We start from the raw sequence: 21,733 nt of genomic DNA on the forward strand, positions 1-21,733 counted from the left end.
CAGGGTTAGGGGCGTTCGGGGCCCAGCACGGTTTGCCAGAGATGTTCGGCCACGGCGCGTTCGCTGGCCATCTGCCCGGCGGGCAGCCGGGCTTTTTCGTCGCCGCGCATACGCAGATTATGCTGAACGCGGCGCATGACACGGTAGGCGTCGCCAGCCTGGCGGGCCAGTTCGGGCGGCAACAGGCCCAGCTCGCCAGCGATGCGCAGCAGGGCGATATTGCCGAGGTTGTCCAGCAGCGCCGGGTGTTCGCAGGCATGGCGCAGCACCAGATACTGGGTGATGAATTCGATATCCACCATACCGCCGCGGTCATGCTTGATATCGAATAGCGCAGTGGGGTTGGGATGGCCGTCGCTGATACGCTGGCGCATGGCGCGGACTTCCGTGGCCAGCGTCTGCGGGTCGCGCGGCCGCAGCAGGATTTCCCGGCGCAGCGCTTCGAACCGTTCGCCCAGGCAGGCATCACCGGCGGCGAATCGCGCCCGCGTCAGCGCCTGGTGCTCCCAGAGCCAGGCGTGGTCGCGCTGATAACGCGCGAAAGCATCGTAGGAAACTGCCAGCAGCCCCGCATCGCCGTCCGGGCGCAAGCGCAGGTCAACGTCATAGAGACGGCCCGACGAGGTCATGGTGGTCAGCCAGGAGGTCATCCGCCGTCCCAGGCGGGCATATTGTTCTGCGGCATTGTCGTCAGGGTCTTCGTAGATGAAGACCAGATCCAGGTCCGAGGTATAGCCCAGTTCCTTGCCGCCCAGCTTGCCGTAGGCAATCACGGCAAAACGCGGTTGTTGCAAGACGCTGGCGCGTTTGACCATGGGCCAGATGCGGTGGATGGTTTCATCCAGCAAGGCATCGGCTAGGCTGGACAACTGATCGGCCAGGGTTTCGACACTGAGGGTGCCTTCGAGATCCTGAGTCAGTAATTGAAAGCTGGCCTGGCGCTGGGTGTCGCGCATCAGGTTCATCTGCCGTTCGACATCGGGCATGCCGTCGGGCAGCAGGCAGGCATCGAGTTCCGTGTGCAACTGTTGCGCCATTTGCGGCACATCCAGCGGTTCGGACAGAGTTTGCCAGTCGATCAGGCCGTCGAGCAGCAAGGGGTGCTGGGTCAGGTACTGCGCCGCCCAGGGGCTGGCGCCGACAATGCGCGCCACGCGTGTGAGAATTTCCGGGTATTCCGCCAGCAGGGCCAGGTAGGCGCTGCGCTGCGAAATATGTTCGATCAGGTCGAGCAGCCGCACGGCGGCGTCGTGCGGCGCGTCGGTGCGCGCGGCGGTTTCGAGCGCGGCGGGCAGCAGGCGTTCCACCCGTTCGCGGCTGAGCGCAGGCAGGCTGCGCATGCGGTGCCCGCCCAGCATGGCGCGGATGCGCTGCAACAGGCTCTCGGCCTGGTCGGGGAAATGCTGGTGTGCCAGCGTTTCCAGTGTTTCCTGGATATCGGGCCGGTCATCCTGGTTGTCGCTATCGCTGCCAGGGGCGACGGCGCGGCCGATGCCGGTCAGGTGAAAGACATCCTGGAAAATGCGCGTCACATTGGCACGGTGCCGCGCCAGCGCGGCATCGAAGTCGGCGGCGCCCATGCCCATGGCTTGCGCCAGCTGCTGCAGGCGCGCCGGGTCTGCCGGCAGCAAGTGGGTTTGCTCATCGGCCCGGTATTGCAGCATATGCTCGGTACGGCGCAGGAAGAGATAGGCCTGCGCCAGCTGCTGGCCTTCTTCGGCGGGGATAACGCCTACATCCTGCTCTGCCTGCAGCGCCAGCAGCAGATTGCGTTCCTGCAGGGTTGGCTGGCGCCCGCCGCGCATCAATTGCGCCAGCTGCACCACAAACTCGATTTCCCGTATGCCGCCGTCCCCCAGCTTGATGTTGTGGCTGGCTTCTATGCCATTGCGCGCATGGGCGCGGCGGTTCCAGTCCGTGCCTATCCGTTCGCGCAGCGCGCGCAGCGCGGCAATGGCGTCGAAATCGAAATATTTTCGGTACACAAAGGGAATGCGCAGGCTTTCCATCTGGCACCATTGCTCATCAAGCTGGCTGTCCGGGAAGGCGCGCGCGGGCAGGGCACGCGCCTTCAGCCAGGCATAGCGTTCCCATTCGCGGCCCTGGCGCAGCAGGTAGTGTTCCAGGGCCTCCAGGCTCCAGGCCAGCGGGCCGCCATCGCCATCCGGGCGCAAGCGCAGGTCGGTGCGGAAAACATAACCGTGGACATCGTTGTCGGCCAGGATGGGCATCATGCGCTGCGTGAGGCGGCCGTAGAACTCATGGTGGCTCAGGCGCCGGGGGCCATCCGTTTCACCCTCTTCGCTGTAAAGCATGACCAGGTCAATATCGGAAGAGACATTGAGCTCTTCGCCGCCCAGCTTGCCCATGCCGACGATGATCATTTCCTGGGGCGCGCCGCTGGCCGGGTCGCGCGGCACGCCATGGATACGGGTGAGTTCCGCCATCATGGTGCGATAGGCTGTGGCGACCGCCAGTTCCGCCAGGGCCGTCATGGCCTGGGTGACTTCTTCCAGGGCTGCCAGGCCGCCTATGTCCCTGACCATGAGGGTGCAGAAAATACGTTCGCGCAATTGGCGCAGCACACGCCTGGCAGTTTCGGGTTCCAGAACGGTGCTGGCGGGCGCGCCGGCCAGCAGCTGGAATTGGTGCGCAATGACCGCGCGGCTGACGGGAGCGGCGGCAAGTGTCTCGATCTGGGCCTGCAAGCCGGGCTGGGCCTGCAGGCGATGCGCCAGATATTCCGACCAGGCCAGCGCGGCCGATATTGCGGTCGATAGTGTGGCGGATAGCGCGGCTTGCTGCGCAGCCGCATCGTTCGGGCTGGCGGCTGCCTCGCGAGGCAAATTCACGGAGGGGGAATAAGGGTCGGTCATGAACGAAACTCGAGACTGTGACAGCGCCGCAGAAACGCTTGCTTGCTTCCGCACCGGGAACGCAAGCAGTTTCTGATGTCTAATGTACCTATTGCACGATTGCAATAATGATTGATTATCCAACGAAACGACGATTCAACCCTGCCCGTGCCGCGGCGTCCTGCAGGATGCGGCGTTGCCGGCCAGGGAGCGTGCCGGTGCGCGGGCCGGCGACGCTTTTGCTCTGAGCAGAATACAACAAGAGGAACCATGCGCGAGGAAGGACTGCATTGCGCCGGTTAAGAAAATTACTGCATGTGCTGTTCTGGCTGTTGCTGTCAGTGTATCTGGTGGCCGCAGGCGTTCTGGTGGTCGTGCGCTATGCCGTGCTGCCGCAGGTCGATGAGTTCCGCCCGGCGATTGAGCGGGTGGCGTCCCGCGCCCTGGGGGCGCAAGTCGAGATTGGCCATGTCAGTGCCGATTGGCGTGGGCTGAATGCCCGGCTGGCGCTCTCCGGGGTGCGCATACAGGGCGAGGATGGCGAGGTGCTCAGCCTGCCGCAAGCGCAGGCGGTCATGTCCTGGCGCAGCCTGATTCACTGGGAACCTTTATTTCTCTACCTGGAAGTGCAGGGCCTGGATCTTTCGGTCAGGCGTGACGCGCAGGGCAGGATACTGCTGGCAGGCCCGCAAGGGCAGGCGGCGTCGGACGACCCGACCGCCAGCGAACGGGTGTTGCGCTGGCTGGGCAAACAGCGTGAATGGGTGGTGCGGGATGCCGTGGTGCGCTGGCGCGACGAGTTGCATGACCCCGATGCGCCTGAATTGCTATTGAGCGCAGTGCAGGCTCGTTTCCTGAATCGTTTCGCCCATCATGCGTTTGGCCTGTCCGCGTGTTTGCCTGCTGGCGCTTCGGGTGAAGCGGGCAGCCTGAACTTGCGGGGGGAGTTCGACAGGCGCTGGTTTGAAGCGCTATCCAATCAGCCGCGCTGGGATGCGCGTTTGTATGCCGCCGTGACAGGGGTGGATCTGGAGCGCTGGTCGGCCTGGCTGCCTGTGCGCGCCGCCGGGCTGGAGCGCGGCACAGTGTCGGGCCAGGCCTGGGCGCTGGTGCAGGACGGCAGGCTGGATCATGTTGTGCTGGATCTGCAGGCGCAGGATTTCGCCTGGCAAGGGGAAGCGGCGGCCTTGCGGGCAGGGGCGGCGCATTTCTATACTGATGGCGCGCCGGCCGCCGTGTGGCCGAAAAGCGCCGGGGCGCTGCCCGGCTGGATGGTGCCAGCCAGACCGGCGCAACGCCTGTATGTGGATGCCAGCTTGCAGCAGGCCGAACTATGGTGGCCGGCAGAGTTCGGCGACCAGCAATTGCCATTGACGCAGGCTGGCGCCGTGCTTGAATTGCAAGGCGCAGGGGCCGGTGCGGACGAGAATGCGGACGGAGAGGCGGGCGCGGCAGGCGGCGGATGGTCGGCGCTGGTGCGGCGCCTGGCGCTGGTCAACGAGGATCTGGCATTTCAGGCGCAGGGCCAGTGGCAGCAGCGTGAAGGCAGTGAGGCGGGCTGGGCGGATTTTCAGGGCGGAATCGCGCGTCTTTCCCTGCCGGCTTTGCACCGGTATTTCCCGCTGGAGGTGGGGCCAGACACCAGAGGGTGGCTGGCGGCAGCTTTCAAGGCCGGGCAATTTCAGCACGGGACTTTGCGGCTGCTGGGCAATCTGGATGATTTTCCGTTTGAAACCGCAGCCGATGCGCAAACCCGCTTCGAGCTGGCAGGCGATGTGTCGGGGCTGCATCTGGATTATGCGCCGCCGCATGGCCGGGACAAGGGCTGGCCTGCCGTGACGGAGGCCAGCGGCCGTTTGAAACTGCTGCAGAACGTCCTGAATCTGGAGCTGGACTCGGGCAGTATGGTGACGGGGCCATCCAACCAGGTAGCCGTGAGCCGGGCGCTGGCAAGCATGACGGATCTGTACCGGCAGGCCGCGAATCTGAAGGTCGAAGCCACGCTGGCTGGCGACGCGCGCAACTACCTGGCGCTGATGAAACATTCGGAGCTGGGGCAGATCCTGGGGCATACCTTGCTGCCGCAGGTAGGCGCCACAGGCCGTTTGGGGCTGGACCTCAAGCTGGGAATTCCCATCATGCACAGTGTGGACAGCCAGGTGCAGGGCGCTTTGACCTTCCAGGGTGGCAGCGTCGAAATCATGCCGGAAATTCCGGTGTTCTCAGGGCTTAGCGGCCAGCTGGATTTTGACAATGACGGGATTGCGCCCAGGGCGCTCAAGGGGCATTTCCTGGGGGGCGATTTCAGCCTGGGCGGGCGTCTTTCTAGCAGTGATATCGGCGCAGCCTTGGAAATAGAGGGGGCCTTGGCTGCAGATAGCCTGTCGCGCTGGTTGCCTGCTGCCGCCGTGAGCCGGTTTGGCGGCATGATTCCGTACGCCGCCAGGCTGGGCATGGACGCCCGGGACCGGGTCTGGCTGCAAGTGGATAGCAGCCTGCAGGGCACCACCCTGAATTTCCCCGCGCCGCTGGGCAAAGCAGCGCAGTCACGCCGGTCTGTCGCGCTGTCCTGGATGCCTGAGACTGCCGGAGACGGGGAGGTGCTGGCAGCGCGTATTGGTGGCATTGGCGCCTTGCGTCTGGAACGGGACCCAGCCCGGCCTGGCAGCTATTTCTGGCGTGGCTTGCTGACGGATGACGGATCGGCGCTGAAGATGCCGGACGGCGGCATGGCGCTGGATCTGCGCATGCCGGAGTTCGATTGGGCCGCCTGGGATCAGGTGATCACGGATTTTGATGCGGGCGAGGACAGCGGCAGGCCCTTGTTGCCAGCCTTGCGTCAGGTGCGTCTGGCGGCGCAGCGGGTGCATGCTTTTGCGGCGCAGTGGAATCAGGTCGAGCTGGCGGCTGATAGCCAGCCGCGCGGCGGCTGGCGCATCCGCGTAAAGGGCGATGAGCTGGACGGGCAGCTGGATTGGCGCCTAGCATCCCAGGCGCGCCATCCGGTGCTGCTGGCGGAGTTCGAGCGGCTGTCCTGGCCTGTTGCGCCCGAGCACCAGACTGAAGTGACAGGCGCTGGCGAAGCGGCCGAATGGAAGGTCTCATCTGCGTTCCGCTTGCCTGATCTGGATGTTTCCGTCAAAGTGCTATCGTGGCGCGGCCGGGCGCTGGGCAAATTGCAGATGCGTGGCAAGAACCGCAATGCGCGGGGGGATTGGGGGCTGGATAGTCTGGTCCTGGGCCAGGACGGCGCAGTCGTGAGCGCCACCGGGAACTGGCAGGTCGAAGGGCCGGGGCGCGGTCTGGCCCTGAACCTGAATTCGGCAGTTAGTGACCTGGGCAAATGGCTGGATGTCTGGGGGCTGGACGACACGGTGCGCGGCGGCCGCGGCAAGGCGGCGGCCAGTATGCGCTGGCTGGATTTCCCCTGGCGCCAGGAAGGCCGCAACCTGAGTGGCGCGGTGTCCCTGCAATTGGAGCAGGGGCGTTTCGTGCATATGCGTTCGCGCAGCGCGCGAGTGCTGGAAATCCTGTCTTTGCAATCCTTGTCGCGTGTATTGAGTCTGGAAGCGCGTCCGGGAGAGGCCTTCAAGGATGGTTTCCCGTTCGACAGCATTACCGGTTCCGTGCAGCTCAATGGCCCGGAAATGGATATTAAAACCTTGACCGTGGATGGCCCGGCAGCAGAGGTCGTGCTGCATGGCGGCACCGACCTGGTGGAACAGACCTGGAACCTGCGCGCGGTGGTGACCCCGAACCTGGATGTCAGCGGCGCTTCGGTGGCTGTGGGCTTTGTCATCAACCCAGTGGTTGGGGTGGGCACCTTTCTGGCGCAATGGCTGCTGAAGGACCCGTTGGCGCGTGCGCTGCGGCTGGAATACGAGGTGACGGGCAGCTGGAATGACCCCAAGGTGGAAGCGCTGGAAGCGGAAAAACCTGCCACGCCCGTCAGCCGTGCCGATGAACTGGACTATATCCAGACTGGGCATTGACGCCGGAGGGCGGGGCTAAACCGCAACAGGGGAAAAGGGAAAAAGGAGAAAAGCGGAAAAGCGGCCAGACAGCACAACGGCCAGACAGCCAAGTGAACGGGCAGATTAAGCGCTTGCCGCGGCAGCGGCAATAAAAAAGCCAGCCTGGCAGAGCGCCTGGCTGGCTTTTAGAACGCTGGCGCTGGGCCGGGCGTGTCTTATTTCTTCATCATGTCGAAGAATTCGGCATTGTTTTTGGTCTTGCGCATCTTGTCGAGGATGAATTCCATGGACTGGACATCGTCCATTTCGTGGATGAACTTGCGCAGCACCCAGACCTTTTGCAGCAGGTCGGCCTTGATGAGCAGCTCTTCGCGGCGCGTGCCCGATTTGTTCAGGTTCATGGCCGGGTAGATGCGCTTTTCCGCCAGGCGGCGTTCCAGGTGCACTTCGCAGTTGCCGGTGCCCTTGAATTCTTCGTAGATCACCTCATCCATGCGGCTGCCGGTTTCAATCAGCGCCGTGCCGATGATGGTGAGCGAACCGCCTTCTTCGAGGTTGCGCGCCGCGCCGAAGAAACGCTTGGGGCGTTGCAGGGCATTGGCGTCCACGCCGCCGGTCAGCACCTTGCCGGAGGACGGCACCACCGTGTTGTAGGCGCGCGCCAGGCGGGTGATGGAGTCCAGCACAATGACCACATCGCGCTTCATTTCGACCAAGCGCTTGGCCTTTTCGATCACCATTTCAGCGACCTGGACGTGGCGCGTGGCGGGTTCGTCGAAGGTCGAGGCGACCACTTCGCCGCGCACCGTGCGCTGCATTTCCGTCACTTCCTCGGGGCGCTCATCGACCAGCAGCACAATCATGTAAGCGTCGGGGTAGTTGGCCGTGATGGCGTGGGCAATATGCTGCATCATCACGGTCTTGCCCGACTTCGGGCTGGCGACGACCAGCGCGCGCTGGCCCTTGCCGATAGGCGCGAACACATCCAGGATGCGGCCCGTCAGGTTTTCTTCGCTCTTGATGTCGCGTTCCAGGCGCAGCGGCTGATCCGGGTGCAGCGGCGTCAGGTTTTCGAACATGATGCGGTGCTTGAGCACCTCGGGCGGCTGGTCATTGACGCGGTCAACCTTGACCAGGGCGAAATAGCGTTCGCCATCTTTGGGCACGCGGACTTCGCCTTCGATGGAGTCGCCGGTATGCAGGTTGAAGCGCCGGATTTGCGAGGGCGAAATATAGATATCGTCAGGGCTGGCCAAATAGGAGGTATCGGGCGAACGCAGGAAGCCGAAACCATCAGGCAGCACTTCCAGCACGCCATCGCCAAAGATCTGCTCGCCTTGCTTGGCACGGCGCTTCATGATGGCGAACATCAGCTCTTGTTTGCGGAGCCGGTTGGCGTTGTCGATATCCAGGCTCGCGGCCATTTCCAGCAGCTGCGAGACGTGCAGCGCCTTCAGTTCATTCAGGTGCATGAGCGGAGAAAAGAGGGGATGGAAAGAAAGGACTTGTTCGTAAGAGGGTGCTGGCCGGCGAGAGAAGACGCCGAGCGCGTCGGGGCGGGCCATGCGGCCGGCCCCGTGACTGCGAATTACAGCGAGCTTTCGAGGAAAGCGGTCAGCTGGGCTTTCGAGACGGCGCCGACCTTGGTCGCGACGGCTTGGCCATCCTTGAACAGCATCAGCGTCGGGATACCGCGAATGCCATACTTGGCAGCGCTTTCAGGGTTGTCGTCAACGTTCAGCTTGGCGATCGTCAGACGGCCGGCAAAGTCGCGGGCAACATCCTCGAGGATGGGGGCGATCATTTTGCACGGACCACACCAGGCGGCCCAGTAATCAACCAGGACGGGTTGGGATGACTTGAGGACGTCAGCGTCAAAGCTGGCGTCGCTGATGTGCTTGATGGCTTCACTCATGATGGATTCTCTTGGCGGGAAAGACTGGGCTGGGCGCCAAGCCGTTTGGGTTTCCCATGAATAAGGTGATACTGATAGCTGTGAGCATAACACTGTATCGTGCCTTCTGGCAGCCGGTATGGCCCGGAGAGGCGCGCCGAGTGTTGCTGGCGGGCGAACGAGGACAAGTTTGGCATGTAAAAGAGCGCAAGACGCCGACTTTCCTTAAAATGTCTGTTTTTTTCCACAGTAGTCGGAGCAATTGCGTGGCGACACCGCGATATAACGAAGCATCCATCCGCGTCCTGAAAGGACTGGAGCCGGTACGGCAGCGCCCGGGCATGTACACGCGCACCGAGAACCCGCTTCATATCCTCCAGGAAGTCATAGATAACGCAGCCGATGAAGCGCTGGCAGGCTTCGGCAAGCAGATCCAGGTCACCCTGCATCTGGACGGCAGCATCACGGTCGAAGACGACGGGCGCGGCATTCCGGTCGGCATGCACCCCGAGGAGCTGGCGCCGGTGGTCGAGCTAGTGTTTACCCGTCTGCATGCCGGGGGCAAGTTCGATAAGCAGGACGGCGGCGCCTATGCCTTCTCCGGCGGTTTGCACGGAGTTGGCGTGTCGGTCAGCAATGCGCTCTCCACACGGCTGGAAGTGACAGTGTGGCGCGAAGGCGGCGTGCATGGCATCGCCTTTGCCGGCGGCGAACTGATAGAGCCGCTGGCGCCTTGCCCAGCGGCTGGCCGCAAGAAGTCGGGCACCCGGGTCAGGCTCTGGCCTGACAGCAGCTACTTCGACAGCGCCACGATTCCGCTCAATGAACTGACGCACCTGCTGCGCAGCAAAGCCGTTTTGCTGCCAGGGGTGAAGGTCGTGCTCAAGGTGGAAAAAACCGGCGCGGTGACCACCTGGCGCTATGAAAATGGCCTGCATGATTATCTGGCTGAAGCGCTGGATGGCGCAGAGCTGCTGGTGCCTTTTTTCGAGGGCGCCGAATACGCCGGGCCGGATGACGAGCACCATGCCCAGGGCGAGGGCGCCGACTGGGTGGTGGCATGGACGGTGGAAGGCCAGGTGGCGCGGGAATCCTACGTCAACCTGATTCCGACCTCGGCTGGCGGCACGCACGAAGCGGGGCTGCGCGATGGCCTGTTTCAGGCGGTGAAGTCATTTGTGGAGCTGCATGGTTTGCTGCCCAAGGGCATCAAGCTGCTGCCTGAGGATGTCTTCGCCCGCACCAGCTTCGTGCTGTCGGCCAAGGTGCTGGACCCGCAGTTCCAGGGGCAAATCAAGGAGCGCCTGAATAGCCGTGACGCGGTCCGGCTGGTCTCGGGGTTTGTCAAAGGGGCGCTGGATCTCTGGCTCAATTCCAATGTGGAATATGGTCGCAAGCTGGCGGAACTGGCCATCCGCCAGGCGCAGGCGCGTGTGCGTTCCGCGCAGAAGGTGGAAAAACGCAAGAGTTCCGGGGTGGCGGTCTTGCCCGGCAAGCTGACCGATTGCGAGTCCAGCGATGTCTCGCGCACCGAGGTCTTCCTGGTGGAGGGAGACTCGGCCGGCGGGTCGGCCAAAATGGGCCGTGACAAAGCCTTCCAGGCGGTGCTGCCCTTGCGCGGCAAGGTGCTCAACGCCTGGGAAGTCGAGCGTGACCGGCTGTTTGCCAACAATGAAATTCATGACATTTCCGTGGCGGTCGGCGTGGATCCGCACGGCCCGGAAGATGACGCGGATCTTTCCGGCCTGCGCTACGGGCGTATTTGCATTCTGTCGGATGCTGACGTCGATGGCTCGCATATCCAGGTGCTGCTGCTGACCTTGTTCCTGAAGCACTTTCCCCGGCTGGTGGAAGCCGGGCATATCTATGTGGCCCGGCCGCCGCTGTTCCGGGTCGATGTGCCGGCTCAGGGCAAGCGCCCGGCGCGCAAGATTTATTGCCTGGACCAGGGCGAACTCGACGGCCTGCTGGAAAAATTGCGCAAAGAAGGCGTGGGCGCAGACAGCTGGCGCATCAGCCGCTTCAAGGGCCTGGGCGAAATGAGCCCCGAGCACTTGTGGGAGACCACGATGAACCCGGATACCCGGCGCCTGCAGCGTGTGGCCTATGGCCCGCTGGGGCGTGAGGATACCCGGCGCATGTTCAATATGCTGATGGGCAAGGGCGAGGCAGCGCAGCGCCGCAGCTGGATCGAAGATAAAGGCAACCTGGCCGAGCTGGATATATGACTGACGATTTCACGCAAACTTTCGATGGCATGGATGACAACCAGGACCCGGATGGCGATCTGACCCTCGGGCTGTATGCCGAGCAGGCCTACCTGGACTATGCCGTTTCCGTGGTGCGCGGCCGCGCCCTGCCTGAGGTAGGCGATGGGCAGAAGCCGGTGCAGCGGCGCATTTTGTATGCCATGCATGCCATGGGCCTGCAGTCAGGCGCCAAGCCGGTAAAGTCGGCGCGTGTGGTGGGCGATGTGCTGGGTAAATACCACCCGCACGGCGACCAGGCGGCCTATGACGCGCTGGTGCGCATGGCTCAGGATTTCACGCTGCGCTATCCGCTGATCGACGGCCAGGGCAACTTCGGTTCGCGCGACGGCGACAATGCGGCCGCCATGCGTTATACCGAAGCGCGGCTGACGCCGTTTGCGCGACTGCTGCTCGATGAGCTTGACGAAGGCACGGTGGATTTCGGCCCCAATTACGATGGCAGCTATCAGGAACCGCTGATGTTGCCTGCGCGTTTGCCTGTCATGCTGCTCAATGGCGCCTCGGGTATTGCCGTGGGCATGGCGACGGAAATTCCGTCGCACAACCTGGGCGAGGTGGCGCGCGCCAGCGTGGCTTTGCTGAAAAAGCCCAGCCTGACGGACGACGATCTGTATGCGCTGGTGCCTGGCCCGGATTTTGCCGGTGGCGGCCAGATCATTACGCCGCCGGAAGATATTGCGCAGATCTACCGCACGGGGCGCGGCTCCATCAAAGCGCGGGCGCGTTGGCATTATGAGGAAATGGCGCGCGGCCAGTGGCAACTGGTGGTGACGGAATTGCCGCCGGGCACGTCTGGCCAAAAGGTGCTTGAAGAAATCGAGGACCTGACCAACCCCAAACCCAAGACCGGCAAAAAAGCGCTAAGCGCCGAGCAGCAGCAGACCAAGGCCTTGATGCTGAACCTGCTAGATACCGTGCGCGACGAATCCGGCAAGGATGCGCCGGTGCGGCTGGTGTTCGCGCCTAAATCCTCGCGTGTGGACCGCGAGGAATTCGCCACTGCCTTGCTGGCGCGTACCAGCATGGAAGGCAATGTGGCGATCAACCTGGTGTGCATCGGCCTGGACGGCAGGCCGCGCCAGCGTTCGTTGCGTGAAATCCTGACGGAATGGCTGGCGTTCCGCCGTGAAACCGTGATTCGGCGCACGGCATTCCGGCGCGACAAGGTCGCGGACCGCATTCATGTGCTGGAAGGGCGCATGGTGGTGTATCTGGATGTGGATGCGGTGATTCAGACCATCCGCGATTCCGACACGCCGCGCGACGCGCTGATGGCGCGTTTCAAGCTCAGCGAGCGCCAGGCGGATGACATCCTGGAAATGCGCTTGCGCCAGCTGGCGCGCCTGGAAGGTTTCAAGATCGAACAGGAACTGGCCGACAAGCGCCAGGAACTGGAAAAATTGCAGACCTTGCTGGACGATGAAGCCACGCTCAAGCGTGCCATGGTCAAGGAAATCGAGGCGGATACCAAGCTTTACGGCGATGAGCGCCGCACTTTGATCGAAGCTGCACAGCGCGCGGTCATGGAAGCCAAGGTGCTCGATGAGCCGGTGACAGTCATTGTGTCGCAGCAGGGCTGGCTGCGCGCCCGCCAGGGGCATGGCCACGATGCTGGGCAATTTGGCTTCAAGTCGGGCGATGCGCTGTACGGCGCCTTCGAGTGCAGGACGACGGACACTCTGATCGCGCTGAGCGATACCGGCAGGGCTTACACCATTGCTGTTTCTGGTCTGCCTTCGGCGCGCGGCGACGGGGCGCCGGTGACCAGCATGATCGAGCTGGAACCGCGCAGCCGCATCATCCATATGTTTGCCGGCGCGCCCGGCAGCCGCTGGGTGCTGGCCTGCGCCAGCGGCTATGGCTTCCAGATCAAACTGGCGGATGCCACCAGCCGGCAGCGCGCCGGCAAGCACTATGTCACGATCGAAAAGGGCGACAGCCTGCTGGCGCCTGTGCCTTGTTCGCCGGAAGCCTTGTATCTGGCCTTGCTGTCGGAGCAGGAACGTCTGCTGGTGATTGAACTGGCGGAAGTGAAAAAGCTGGCGGCAGGCGGGCGCGGGACCATCCTCATGGGCCTGGACGCCAAGGATAGCCTGGCCCAGATCGTCGCCGCCGGTGAAGGGGGCGTGCGCCTGTCAGGTATCTATCGCAAGAAGGAAGTGGAAGATATCCTCGCGGGCGAAGGCCTGTTGGCGTATCTGGGCAAACGTGCCCGCAAAGGACGCCAGCTCGATGTCCGGCCGCGCCAGCCGCGCCTGTGGGCGGTGGAGGACGAGGAGGGGCTGTAAGCAAACGGGGCCCTTCTTATGCTGCGCCGGCAGGCGCTGCGCGGGGAGAGCCTGATTGCCGGGCCTGAGTCTGGCCGCCGGGCAGGCGGACAGACTAGAATCAGGGATAGGCGGTCGGAGGCGCTAGGAGGCGGTATGCTGCCACGGCGGCTGTATCAAGGCCGCTGCGCCTCCATGCCGCCATAAAGAGAGCTAGCCTGTCATAGCGCCGCCCTGCGTGAGAGTTAACCCGCGTTAGAGCTAACCTGCATTAGAGCTAACCTGCGGGCCATCCTGCATTAAGGCCATCCTGCATTGGAGCCGCCCATGCATGATGGCTCTCTATCAGGGCCGCTCGACATTCAGGCCAACAGACGCCGGGCATCATGCTGCGGCATGCCGTTTCAAGTCTGCCTTGCCCTGCCCGCGCCGGCTGCCGGGCGGCGGGGCGGGTATGGATGATTTCTGTTCATGTCACATCACATCACTGTTATTCCCGCCAATCACGCTTTTTCCGCGGAAGCAGGCCAGAACTTGCTGGATGCCGCGCTGGCAGCCGGCATTGTGCTGCCTTACAGCTGCCGCAACGGGGCCTGTTCCAGTTGCAAGGGGAAGGTGATCAGCGGCGATTTTGAAGCGGGCGGCGCCGTGGCGCAAAGCCTGCCGGCATCGGACATTGCGGCGGGCTATACGCTGTTCTGCCAGGTGACGCCGGCATCGGATATGGTCATTGAATCTCACCAGGTGCGGCTGGCGACGGATATTGAAGTCCGCAAGCTGCCGGTGCGCGTGATGGCCATGGAGCGGCCGGCGGCGGATGTGGCCATTCTGACCTTGCAATTGCCCGCGACTGAAAACTTCCGCTATTACGCAGGCCAGTACGTGGACATCCTGCTGAAGGATGGCATCCGGCGCAGCTATTCGGTGGCCAGCGCGCCGGGGCAGTCCAAGACCTTGGAATTGCACTTGCGCCATGTACCCGGCGGGGTGTTTACCGACCATGTGTTTGGCGCGGGCGCGACCCAAATGCGTGTGAAGGAAATTCTGCGCATCGAAGGGCCGCAAGGGTCATTTTTCCTGCGGGAAGAGGGCGATGAACCTATCGTCATGCTGTGCAGCGGTACCGGTTTCGCGCCAGTGCAGTCGATGGTGGAGCATATGCGAGCCTGCGGTCTGCGGCGTGAAGTCCGCCTGTATTGGGGCGGCCGCAGGCCGGCCGATCTGTATCACGATGCGAAAGCGCGCGAGTGGGCGGAACAGATACCAGGTTTTTCTTATATTCCAGTGGTGTCCGATGCCAGGGCCGAAGACGGCTGGCAGGGGCGGACAGGCTGGGTGCATGCCGCGGTATTGCAGGATCTGCCGGATTTGTCAGGCTGGCAGGTGTATGCCTGTGGCACGCCTGCCATGGTGGAGGCCGCCAGGCGTGATTTTCAGCAACGCGGCGGCTTGCATGAAGCGCATTTCTTTTCGGATGCCTTTACGAATGCCGCCGATCTAGCCGCTTTGCAGGTTTGAGCGGTTTGCCGGCAGCATTGCCGGCGGGCGGGGGGCCATCTAGTGGTTTTTTATGGCTGCGGGATGGCAGCCAGAGCGTTACACTCAGTGATTATCGTCTGAAGGCTGGGGCGATTAGAGTCAAGGCGCGCGCGGGACATCCATAGTGATGCGCGCGCAGCAAGGTTTGCATCCTGGGAAACGGGGGAACAGCATGAGAGTTGTGGTGTTGGGCAGCGGAGTGGTAGGCACTTCCAGCGCCTGGTGGCTGCGTCAGGCAGGCCATGAGGTCGAGGTGCTCGATCGCAGTACGGGGCCTGCACAGGAAACCAGTTTTGCCAATGGCTGCCAGATTTCGGTTTCCTATGCTGAGCCTTGGGCCAATCCGCATGCGCCGCTGAAACTGCTCAAATGGTTGTTCAAGGATGACGCGCCGCTGCTGTTCCGCCCGCAGCTGGATTGGCATCAGTGGCTATGGGGCGCGGCCTTCCTGCGGGAATGCCTGCCTTCGCGCTTGCCGCGCAACATCCGCGCCATGGTGCGGATGGCGGAATACAGCCGCAGCACGCTGCGCGAGCTGCGGCGCGAGCTTGCCATTGAATACGACCATCTCGAACGCGGCATTCTGAATTTCTATCGCAGTCAGGAAGAGTTCGACGACTCCCAGGAAGCGGCGGGCATGATGCGCGACTTTGGCGTGGAGCGCCGTGTGGTCTCCGCCGACGAAGTCGTGCAGATTGAACCGGCGCTGGCGCATAGCCGCCATCTGATCGTCGGGGGGGATTACACCCCCGAGGATGAAAGCGGTGACGTGCACAAGTTCACGGCGGCGCTGGCGCAACGCGCCGAGGCTGCCGGTGTCAACTTCCGTTTCTCGACGCGGATCACGCGTTTACTGTGCGAGCAGGGCCGCATTACCGGTGTGGAAGTTATCGCGCCCGAAGGCCATTACGAGATCGTGCGCGCCGATGCCTTTGTCGTGGCGCTGGGCAGTTTTTCGCCGCAGCTGCTGCGTCCGCTGGGCGTGCGCTGCATGGTGTATCCGGCCAAGGGATATTCCGCCACTTTCCCGGTGACGACGCCGGAACTGGCGCCCACGGCCAGCCTGACCGACAGCGGCCACAAGATCGTGTTCAGCCGCCTGGGCGATAAATTGCGCATGGCAGGAACCGCGGAACTTTCTGGGTATTCGCGTTCTCTAAACAATAAGCGCTGCGAAGCCATGACGCGGGTAGCGCGAGAACTCTTCCCCGATGCGCTGGATTTCGACAATGTGGCGTATTGGACGGGGCTGCGTCCTGCGACCCCTTCCAATGTGCCCTTGATCGGCCGTTCACGCATTGCCAATCTTTATCTCAACACCGGGCACGGCACACTGGGCTGGACCATGGGTGCTGGTTCGGGCCGGGCGCTGGCGGATATCGTATCTGGCCGTCGTCCCGAACCCGAGTTCCCCTTTCTAGGCGTTTAAAGTCAGAGTCATCTATGAGTATCAAACAAGAGTTTTCTGGCCGCTTGTTATCTGGCCGTGTGCTGCAGGCGATGCGTCGCTTGCCCCAGGCGCTGGCGCTGGCATTGGGTGTATCGGGGTCTGCCGTGGCCTGGGCCGCGCCGCAGGAAGTGCAGGTCTGGCACACGCTGACAGGCCGTAATCAGGCTGAATTCGACAAAATTGCCGCCGACTACAACAAGAGCCAGGGCAATGTCCGGGTCGTGTTGCGCAGTTTCAACGGGGAAGAGGATCTGGCGCGGGAAACCGCGATGGCCATCGCGGGCAAGTACGCGCCGCAATTGGTGCAGATCAGCGACCAGCATTCGCCGGAAGTCATTGCCGAACATGCGGCGATTTTGCCCATGCACCAATTGCTGGCGTCTCACCCTATCCGCGATCAGGCTTGGTTCCTGCCGCAGGCCAGCAGCTTCGTGCGTGATGGCCGCGGCCGCCTGCTGGCGTTCCCATGGATGGCGGAAGTGCCGGTGATGTTTTACAACATGGATGCCTACCGCAAAGCGGGGCTGAATCCCGCCCAACCGGCACGCACCTGGCCCGACCTGCAAAATGAGCTGGCTCAGCTCTATGAGCGCACCGATCTGCAATGCGCTTATGCGACAGGCGACCCGCTGACCGTCCACCTGGAAAATCTGGCGCCGGTCAACGGCAAACTGTATGCCACGGCGGATAACGGCTTGGGCCGGGGCAAGCCCAGCCTGAATTTCGATGTGCTCTATATGCGCCATATCTCACTGATGGCGAGCTGGAAGCGCGGCCACCTGATGACCGAGTTCCCCAACGACACAGAAGCCAATCTGGCATTTGCGCGCGGCCGTTGCGGCGTGCTGACCACGGGGTCGGGCGCGCTGGGCGAACTGTTGGCATCCAATACGCTGTCTTTCGGCGTGGCGCCCCTGCCTTACTATGCACAGGTCACGCAACAGCCCGGCAAACCGTTTATCAGCGGCAGCGCATTGTGGGCGCTAAAGGGGCATGAGCGTGGTTCCGATGCTGCGACTGCCGCCTTCCTGGCCTATCTGGCGACCCCGGTGGTGGCTGCCGAGTGGCACCAGAAAACCGGCTATCTGCCGCTGACGCAAGCGGCTTTCCTGGCGGCGGATGTCTCTTTCTATGACCGGATTCCGGGCACGCAGAAGCTGATCGCCTCGCTGGAAAGCGCACCTACCGTGGCCAGCCGGGGGTTCCGTCTGCCGAATTACCCGCAGGTCGCCGTCGTGCTCAATGATGCGCTGACAGCAGCCTTGTCGGGCCAGCGCCCGGCGATGGAAGCCCTGCAAAACGCCGTGCGTCAAAGCAATGCCTTGATGAAGTAAGGTCTTGCGGAGCGTCAGGCTCCGCAAGCGAGGCCGGCTGCAACAGGTCGGTCTGAAACGGGAAGCGTGGTTCAGGCCGGCTTCCCGTTTTTTTATCCCTGGAAAATGTCAGGCGAGCGGGAGAAGAAAAAAATGGATTCGTTGACGCAGGCGGTATTGGGCGGGGCACTGCAGGGCAGTCTGTTGGGGCGTTGGCAGGGGCGCCGGGCGCTGCTGTACGGCGCGGCGCTGGCAACGCTGCCCGACCTGGATGTGTTGGTCCGCTATGCGGATCCGGTGTCGATGATGACCTATCACCGGGGTTTTTCGCATTCCCTGTTTGTGCTGACTGCGCTCGCGGCCGGGCTGACTGCCCTGATACGCTGGCGCTGGCCGCAGGCGCCCTATGGCTGGCGCCGGCTGTTCCTGACCTTGTGGCTGGTGCTGGTCACTCATCCCTTGCTGGATGCGTTTACGGTGTATGGCACGCAGCTATTCTGGCCCTTGCCGCTGGTGCCGGCGAGCTGGTCAGGGGTGTTCATCATTGATCCTGTCTATACCCTGCCTTTGCTGGCCGGGGTCTTGTATGGCTTCTGGCGGGGATGTACGCCAAGCGCCAGGCGGCTGATGGCAGCGGCGCTGATTTTTAGCAGCTTGTATCTCGGTTTTGGCTGCGTCAGCCGGATGGTGGCCGAGCAGCGTGTGACGGCAGAACTGCAGGCGCAGGGGATAGCGGTCACGGCCTTGCGCGGCGTGCCCATGCCGTTCAATACCTTGCTTTGGCGGGTGTTGGCCAAAACACCAGAGGGAGAATATTACGAAGCGGTTAGCAGCCTGTTTGACCGAGCGCCGCCAGAATTGCTGCGCCAGCCGCTGAATCTGGCGCTGGCGCAAGCCTTGGAGGCAGATCCCTTGCATCAGCGTTTGCGCTGGTTCACCGATGATTGGCTGCGTTATGACCAGCAGGGCGATGCGCTGGTTGTGACAGATTTGCGCATGGGGGTGGCAGGCAGCTATACCTTCCGGTTTGAAATGGCCAGGCAGGACGCTCAGGGACAATGGCAGCGTGTCGTGCCCAGCAACTGGAAGGATAAGGAAACGCCCGGAATGGCAGAGCTGGGGCTGCTGTTCCAGCGTATCTGGCGGCAGGATCCGCCGCTGCCATTGCAAGCCTGGATGCAGCGCTTTCTTTAGTTTTTCCGGCGGGCAGAAAAAAAGCCATGTTCGGATTGAACATGGCTTTTCGGGAGGCAGCCTTGTGATCAGGGCTGCCTGCGGGCACCGGCGTGATCTCAGACGCTGACGCTGTCTGCGACGTCCTTGTAGTCGGCGATCTGATCGAAGTTCAGGTACTTGTAGATCTTGTCGCCATTTTCATTGATGACGCCAATATCGGCCATGTACTCTTCCTTCGTCGGGATGCGGCCCAGGCGCGAGCAGATCGCGGCCAGTTCGGCGGAGCCCAGATACACGAAGGTATTCTTGCCCAGACGGTTCGGGAAGTTACGCGTGCTGGTTGACATGACCGTTGCGCCTTCACGCACTTGCGCCTGGTTGCCCATGCACAGCGAGCAGCCCGGCATTTCGGTGCGCGCGCCAGCAGAGCCGAACACGCCGTAGTGGCCTTCTTCGGTCAGCTGGGCGGCATCCATCTTGGTGGGCGGCGCCACCCACAGCTTGACCGGGATATCGCGCTTGCCTTCCAGCAGTTTGGAGGCTGCGCGGAAGTGGCCGATGTTGGTCATGCAGCTGCCGATGAACACTTCGTCGATGGTGGCGCCAGCCACGTCGGACAGCGTCTTGACGTCATCCGGGTCGTTCGGGCACGCCACGATGGGCTCATGGATGTCAGCCAGGTCGATGTCGATGATGGCCGCGTATTCGGCGTCGGCATCCGGTTCCAGCAGCTTGGGGTCGGCCAGCCAGGCTTCCATGGCCTTGATGCGGCGGGCCAGGCTGCGCTCGTCCTTGTAGCCATTGGCGATCATCCACTTCAGCATCACGATGTTGCTGTTGATGTATTCGATGATCGGTTCCTTGTTCAGGCGCACCGTGCAGCCTGCGGCGGAACGTTCGGCGGAAGCGTCGGACAGTTCGAAGGCTTGTTCGACCTTCAGTTCGGGCAGCCCTTCGATTTCCAGGATACGGCCGGAGAAGATGTTCTTCTTGCCTTGCTTGGCAACCGTCAGCATGCCTTGCTTGATGGCATACAGCGGAATGGCGTTGACCAGGTCACGCAGCGTGACGCCGGGCTGCATCTTGCCCTTGAAGCGAACCAGCACGGATTCCGGCATGTCCAGCGGCATGACGCCGGTGGCGGCAGCGAAGGCAACCAGGCCGGAACCGGCGGGGAAGCTGATGCCGATCGGGAAGCGGGTGTGCGAGTCGCCGCCAGTGCCAACCGTATCCGGCAGCAGCATGCGGTTCAGCCAGGAGTGAATCACGCCGTCGCCGGGGCGCAGCGAGATGCCGCCACGGGTGCTGATGAACTCAGGCAGCGTGTGGTGCGTCTTGACGTCCACGGGCTTGGGGTAGGCGGCGGTGTGGCAGAAGGACTGCATCACCAAGTCGGCCGAGAAGCCCAGGCAAGCCAGATCCTTCAGCTCGTCGCGGGTCATGGGGCCGGTGGTGTCCTGGCTGCCCACGGAGGTCATCTTGGGTTCGCAGTAGGTGCCCGGACGCATGCCCTGGCCTTCCGGCAGGCCGCAGGCGCGGCCGACCATCTTCTGCGCCAGCGAGAAACCCTTGCCGCTATCGACTGGGTTTTGCGGCAGACGGAACAGCGTGGAGGGCGGCAGGCCCAGCACTTCGCGTGCCTTGGCGGTCAGGCCGCGGCCGATGATGAGCGGAATGCGGCCGCCAGCGCGGACTTCGTCAAACAGCACATCGGACTTGACCTTGAAATCGGCGATGACTTCGCCGTTCTTCAGAGCCTTGCCGTCATACGGGCGCAGTTCGATGACATCGCCCATTTCCATTTGCGAGACATCGAGTTCGATAGGCAGAGCGCCGGCATCTTCCATGGTGTTGTAGAAGATGGGGGCGATCTTGCCGCCCAGACAGACGCCGCCAAAGCGCTTGTTGGGCACGTAGGGAATATCTTCGCCGGTGAACCACAGCACCGAGTTGGTGGCGGATTTACGCGAGGAGCCGGTACCGACGACGTCACCGACGTAGGCGATCAGGTGGCCCTTTTCTTGCAGCGATTCCAGGAACTTGACGGGGCCAACCTTGCCAGCGTCATCGGGTTCGATGCCGGGGCGGGGGTTCTTGAGCATGGCCAGCGCGTGCAGCGGGATGTCCGGGCGGCTCCAGGCGTCAGGGGCGGGCGACAGATCGTCGGTATTGGTTTCGCCAGTCACCTTGAAAACGGTGATGGTCATGCTTTCCGGCACTTCCGGGCGGCTGGTGAACCATTCGCCATCGGCCCAGCTTTGCATCACGGCCTTGGCATTGGCGTTGCCTTTCTCGGCCTTTTCCTGCACATCGTGGAAGGCATCGAACATCAGCAGGGTTTTCTTCAGGCCTTCGGCCGCCAGCGCGCCAACTTCGGCGTCGTCCAGCAGTTCGATCATAGCGCTGATGTTGTAGCCGCCGAGCATGGTGCCCAGCAGGCGGACCGCGTGGGCGCGGTCGATCAGCGGACACGCTTCGGTGCCGTGGGCGACAGCGGCCAGATAAGAGGCCTTGACCTTGGCGGCATCGTCCACGCCGGCCGGCACGCGGTGCGTGATCAGCTCCAGCAGGAACGCTTCTTCGCCGGCAGGCGGGTTCTTCAGCAATTCGATAAGGCCGGCGGTTTGCTGGGCGGACAGCGGCAGCGGCGGGATGCCCAGGGCGGCGCGCTCGGCGACGTGTTGGCGGTAGGCTTCTAGCATGGTTATTTGCCTGCAAAAAGTGACTTGAAACACTTGCTATTGTAATGGGAAAAGGCTGGGGGCTGCAATAGTCTTATATAAGACATAAGACTGGTTCGCATTTGCTGTGGCGGCGGGCGGGGGGAGTCGGGGCGGGGGCTGGCGCGTTTCCGGGGGAGGTATGACACAATGCGCCGCAGGCCTGCCGGGGCTGCGGCGCCGGTCTGGAAGGCGGCTCAGGGCGGCTTAGTGCGGCTCTGGCCGCGCTGCCAGGCAGGGCCGGAAAAACAGATAGGGAAGGCAGAGAGGAAATC

Annotated in this window: 11 protein-coding genes; 7 read left to right on the forward strand and 4 right to left on the reverse strand. The window is 62.9% G+C overall.

Annotated elements, in window-relative coordinates:
- Nucleotides 1–5: 5 nt before the first annotated feature.
- Complete coding sequence (gene glnE / locus ACTJGZ_RS11115) at nt 6–2,876, reverse strand: bifunctional [glutamate--ammonia ligase]-adenylyl-L-tyrosine phosphorylase/[glutamate--ammonia-ligase] adenylyltransferase (RefSeq protein ID WP_441662986.1); 2,871 nt, start codon at nt 2,874–2,876, stop codon at nt 6–8.
- Between the two features lie 269 nt (nt 2,877–3,145).
- Between glnE and ACTJGZ_RS11120 the strand changes: the two genes are divergently transcribed.
- Nucleotides 3,146–6,847, forward strand: coding sequence for a YhdP family protein (locus ACTJGZ_RS11120; RefSeq protein ID WP_441662987.1), 3,702 nt, complete (start codon nt 3,146–3,148; stop codon nt 6,845–6,847).
- Between the two features lie 197 nt (nt 6,848–7,044).
- Here the strand turns inward: ACTJGZ_RS11120 and rho are convergent, their stop codons facing one another.
- Both rho and trxA read right to left on the reverse strand, forming a co-directional pair.
- Nucleotides 7,045–8,301, reverse strand: coding sequence for a transcription termination factor Rho (gene rho / locus ACTJGZ_RS11125; RefSeq protein ID WP_441662995.1), 1,257 nt, complete (start codon nt 8,299–8,301; stop codon nt 7,045–7,047).
- Between the two features lie 116 nt (nt 8,302–8,417).
- On the reverse strand, nt 8,418–8,744 hold the full coding sequence (trxA, locus tag ACTJGZ_RS11130) for a thioredoxin TrxA (protein ID WP_441662988.1): 327 nt from the start codon (nt 8,742–8,744) through the stop codon (nt 8,418–8,420).
- Nucleotides 8,745–8,953: 209 nt separating this feature from the next.
- Between trxA and ACTJGZ_RS11135 the strand changes: the two genes are divergently transcribed.
- The 6 genes from ACTJGZ_RS11135 (at nt 8,954) to ACTJGZ_RS11160 (ending at nt 18,756) form a co-directional block, all read left to right on the forward strand.
- Nucleotides 8,954–10,951, forward strand: coding sequence for a DNA topoisomerase IV subunit B (locus ACTJGZ_RS11135; protein ID WP_441662989.1), 1,998 nt, complete (start codon nt 8,954–8,956; stop codon nt 10,949–10,951).
- Between the two features lie 29 nt (nt 10,952–10,980).
- Complete coding sequence (gene parC / locus ACTJGZ_RS11140) at nt 10,981–13,281, forward strand: DNA topoisomerase IV subunit A (protein WP_441662996.1); 2,301 nt, start codon at nt 10,981–10,983, stop codon at nt 13,279–13,281.
- 450 nt (nt 13,282–13,731) lie between these two features.
- On the forward strand, nt 13,732–14,778 hold the full coding sequence (locus tag ACTJGZ_RS11145; RefSeq protein WP_441662990.1) for a CDP-6-deoxy-delta-3,4-glucoseen reductase: 1,047 nt from the start codon (nt 13,732–13,734) through the stop codon (nt 14,776–14,778).
- Nucleotides 14,779–14,971: 193 nt separating this feature from the next.
- Nucleotides 14,972–16,228 (forward strand): D-amino acid dehydrogenase, encoded by a 1,257-nt coding sequence (locus tag ACTJGZ_RS11150; protein ID WP_441662991.1) that lies wholly within the window; start codon nt 14,972–14,974, stop codon nt 16,226–16,228.
- Between the two features lie 14 nt (nt 16,229–16,242).
- Nucleotides 16,243–17,583, forward strand: a complete 1,341-nt coding sequence (locus ACTJGZ_RS11155; RefSeq protein ID WP_441662992.1) for an extracellular solute-binding protein — start codon at nt 16,243–16,245, stop codon at nt 17,581–17,583.
- 132 nt (nt 17,584–17,715) lie between these two features.
- Nucleotides 17,716–18,756 (forward strand): metal-dependent hydrolase, encoded by a 1,041-nt coding sequence (locus ACTJGZ_RS11160; RefSeq protein WP_441662993.1) that lies wholly within the window; start codon nt 17,716–17,718, stop codon nt 18,754–18,756.
- A gap of 98 nt (nt 18,757–18,854) precedes the next feature.
- On the opposite strand, the gene acnB is transcribed toward ACTJGZ_RS11160, so the two are convergent.
- Nucleotides 18,855–21,440 carry a bifunctional aconitate hydratase 2/2-methylisocitrate dehydratase gene (gene acnB / locus ACTJGZ_RS11165; RefSeq protein WP_441662994.1) on the reverse strand — a complete coding sequence of 862 codons (2,586 nt, stop codon included), beginning with the start codon at nt 21,438–21,440 and terminating at the stop codon, nt 18,855–18,857.
- Nucleotides 21,441–21,733: the final 293 nt, after the last annotated feature.

This window comes from Kerstersia sp. (assembly GCF_052103615.1).
In the GTDB taxonomy this organism is placed as follows: Bacteria; Pseudomonadota; Gammaproteobacteria; order Burkholderiales; family Burkholderiaceae_B; genus Kerstersia.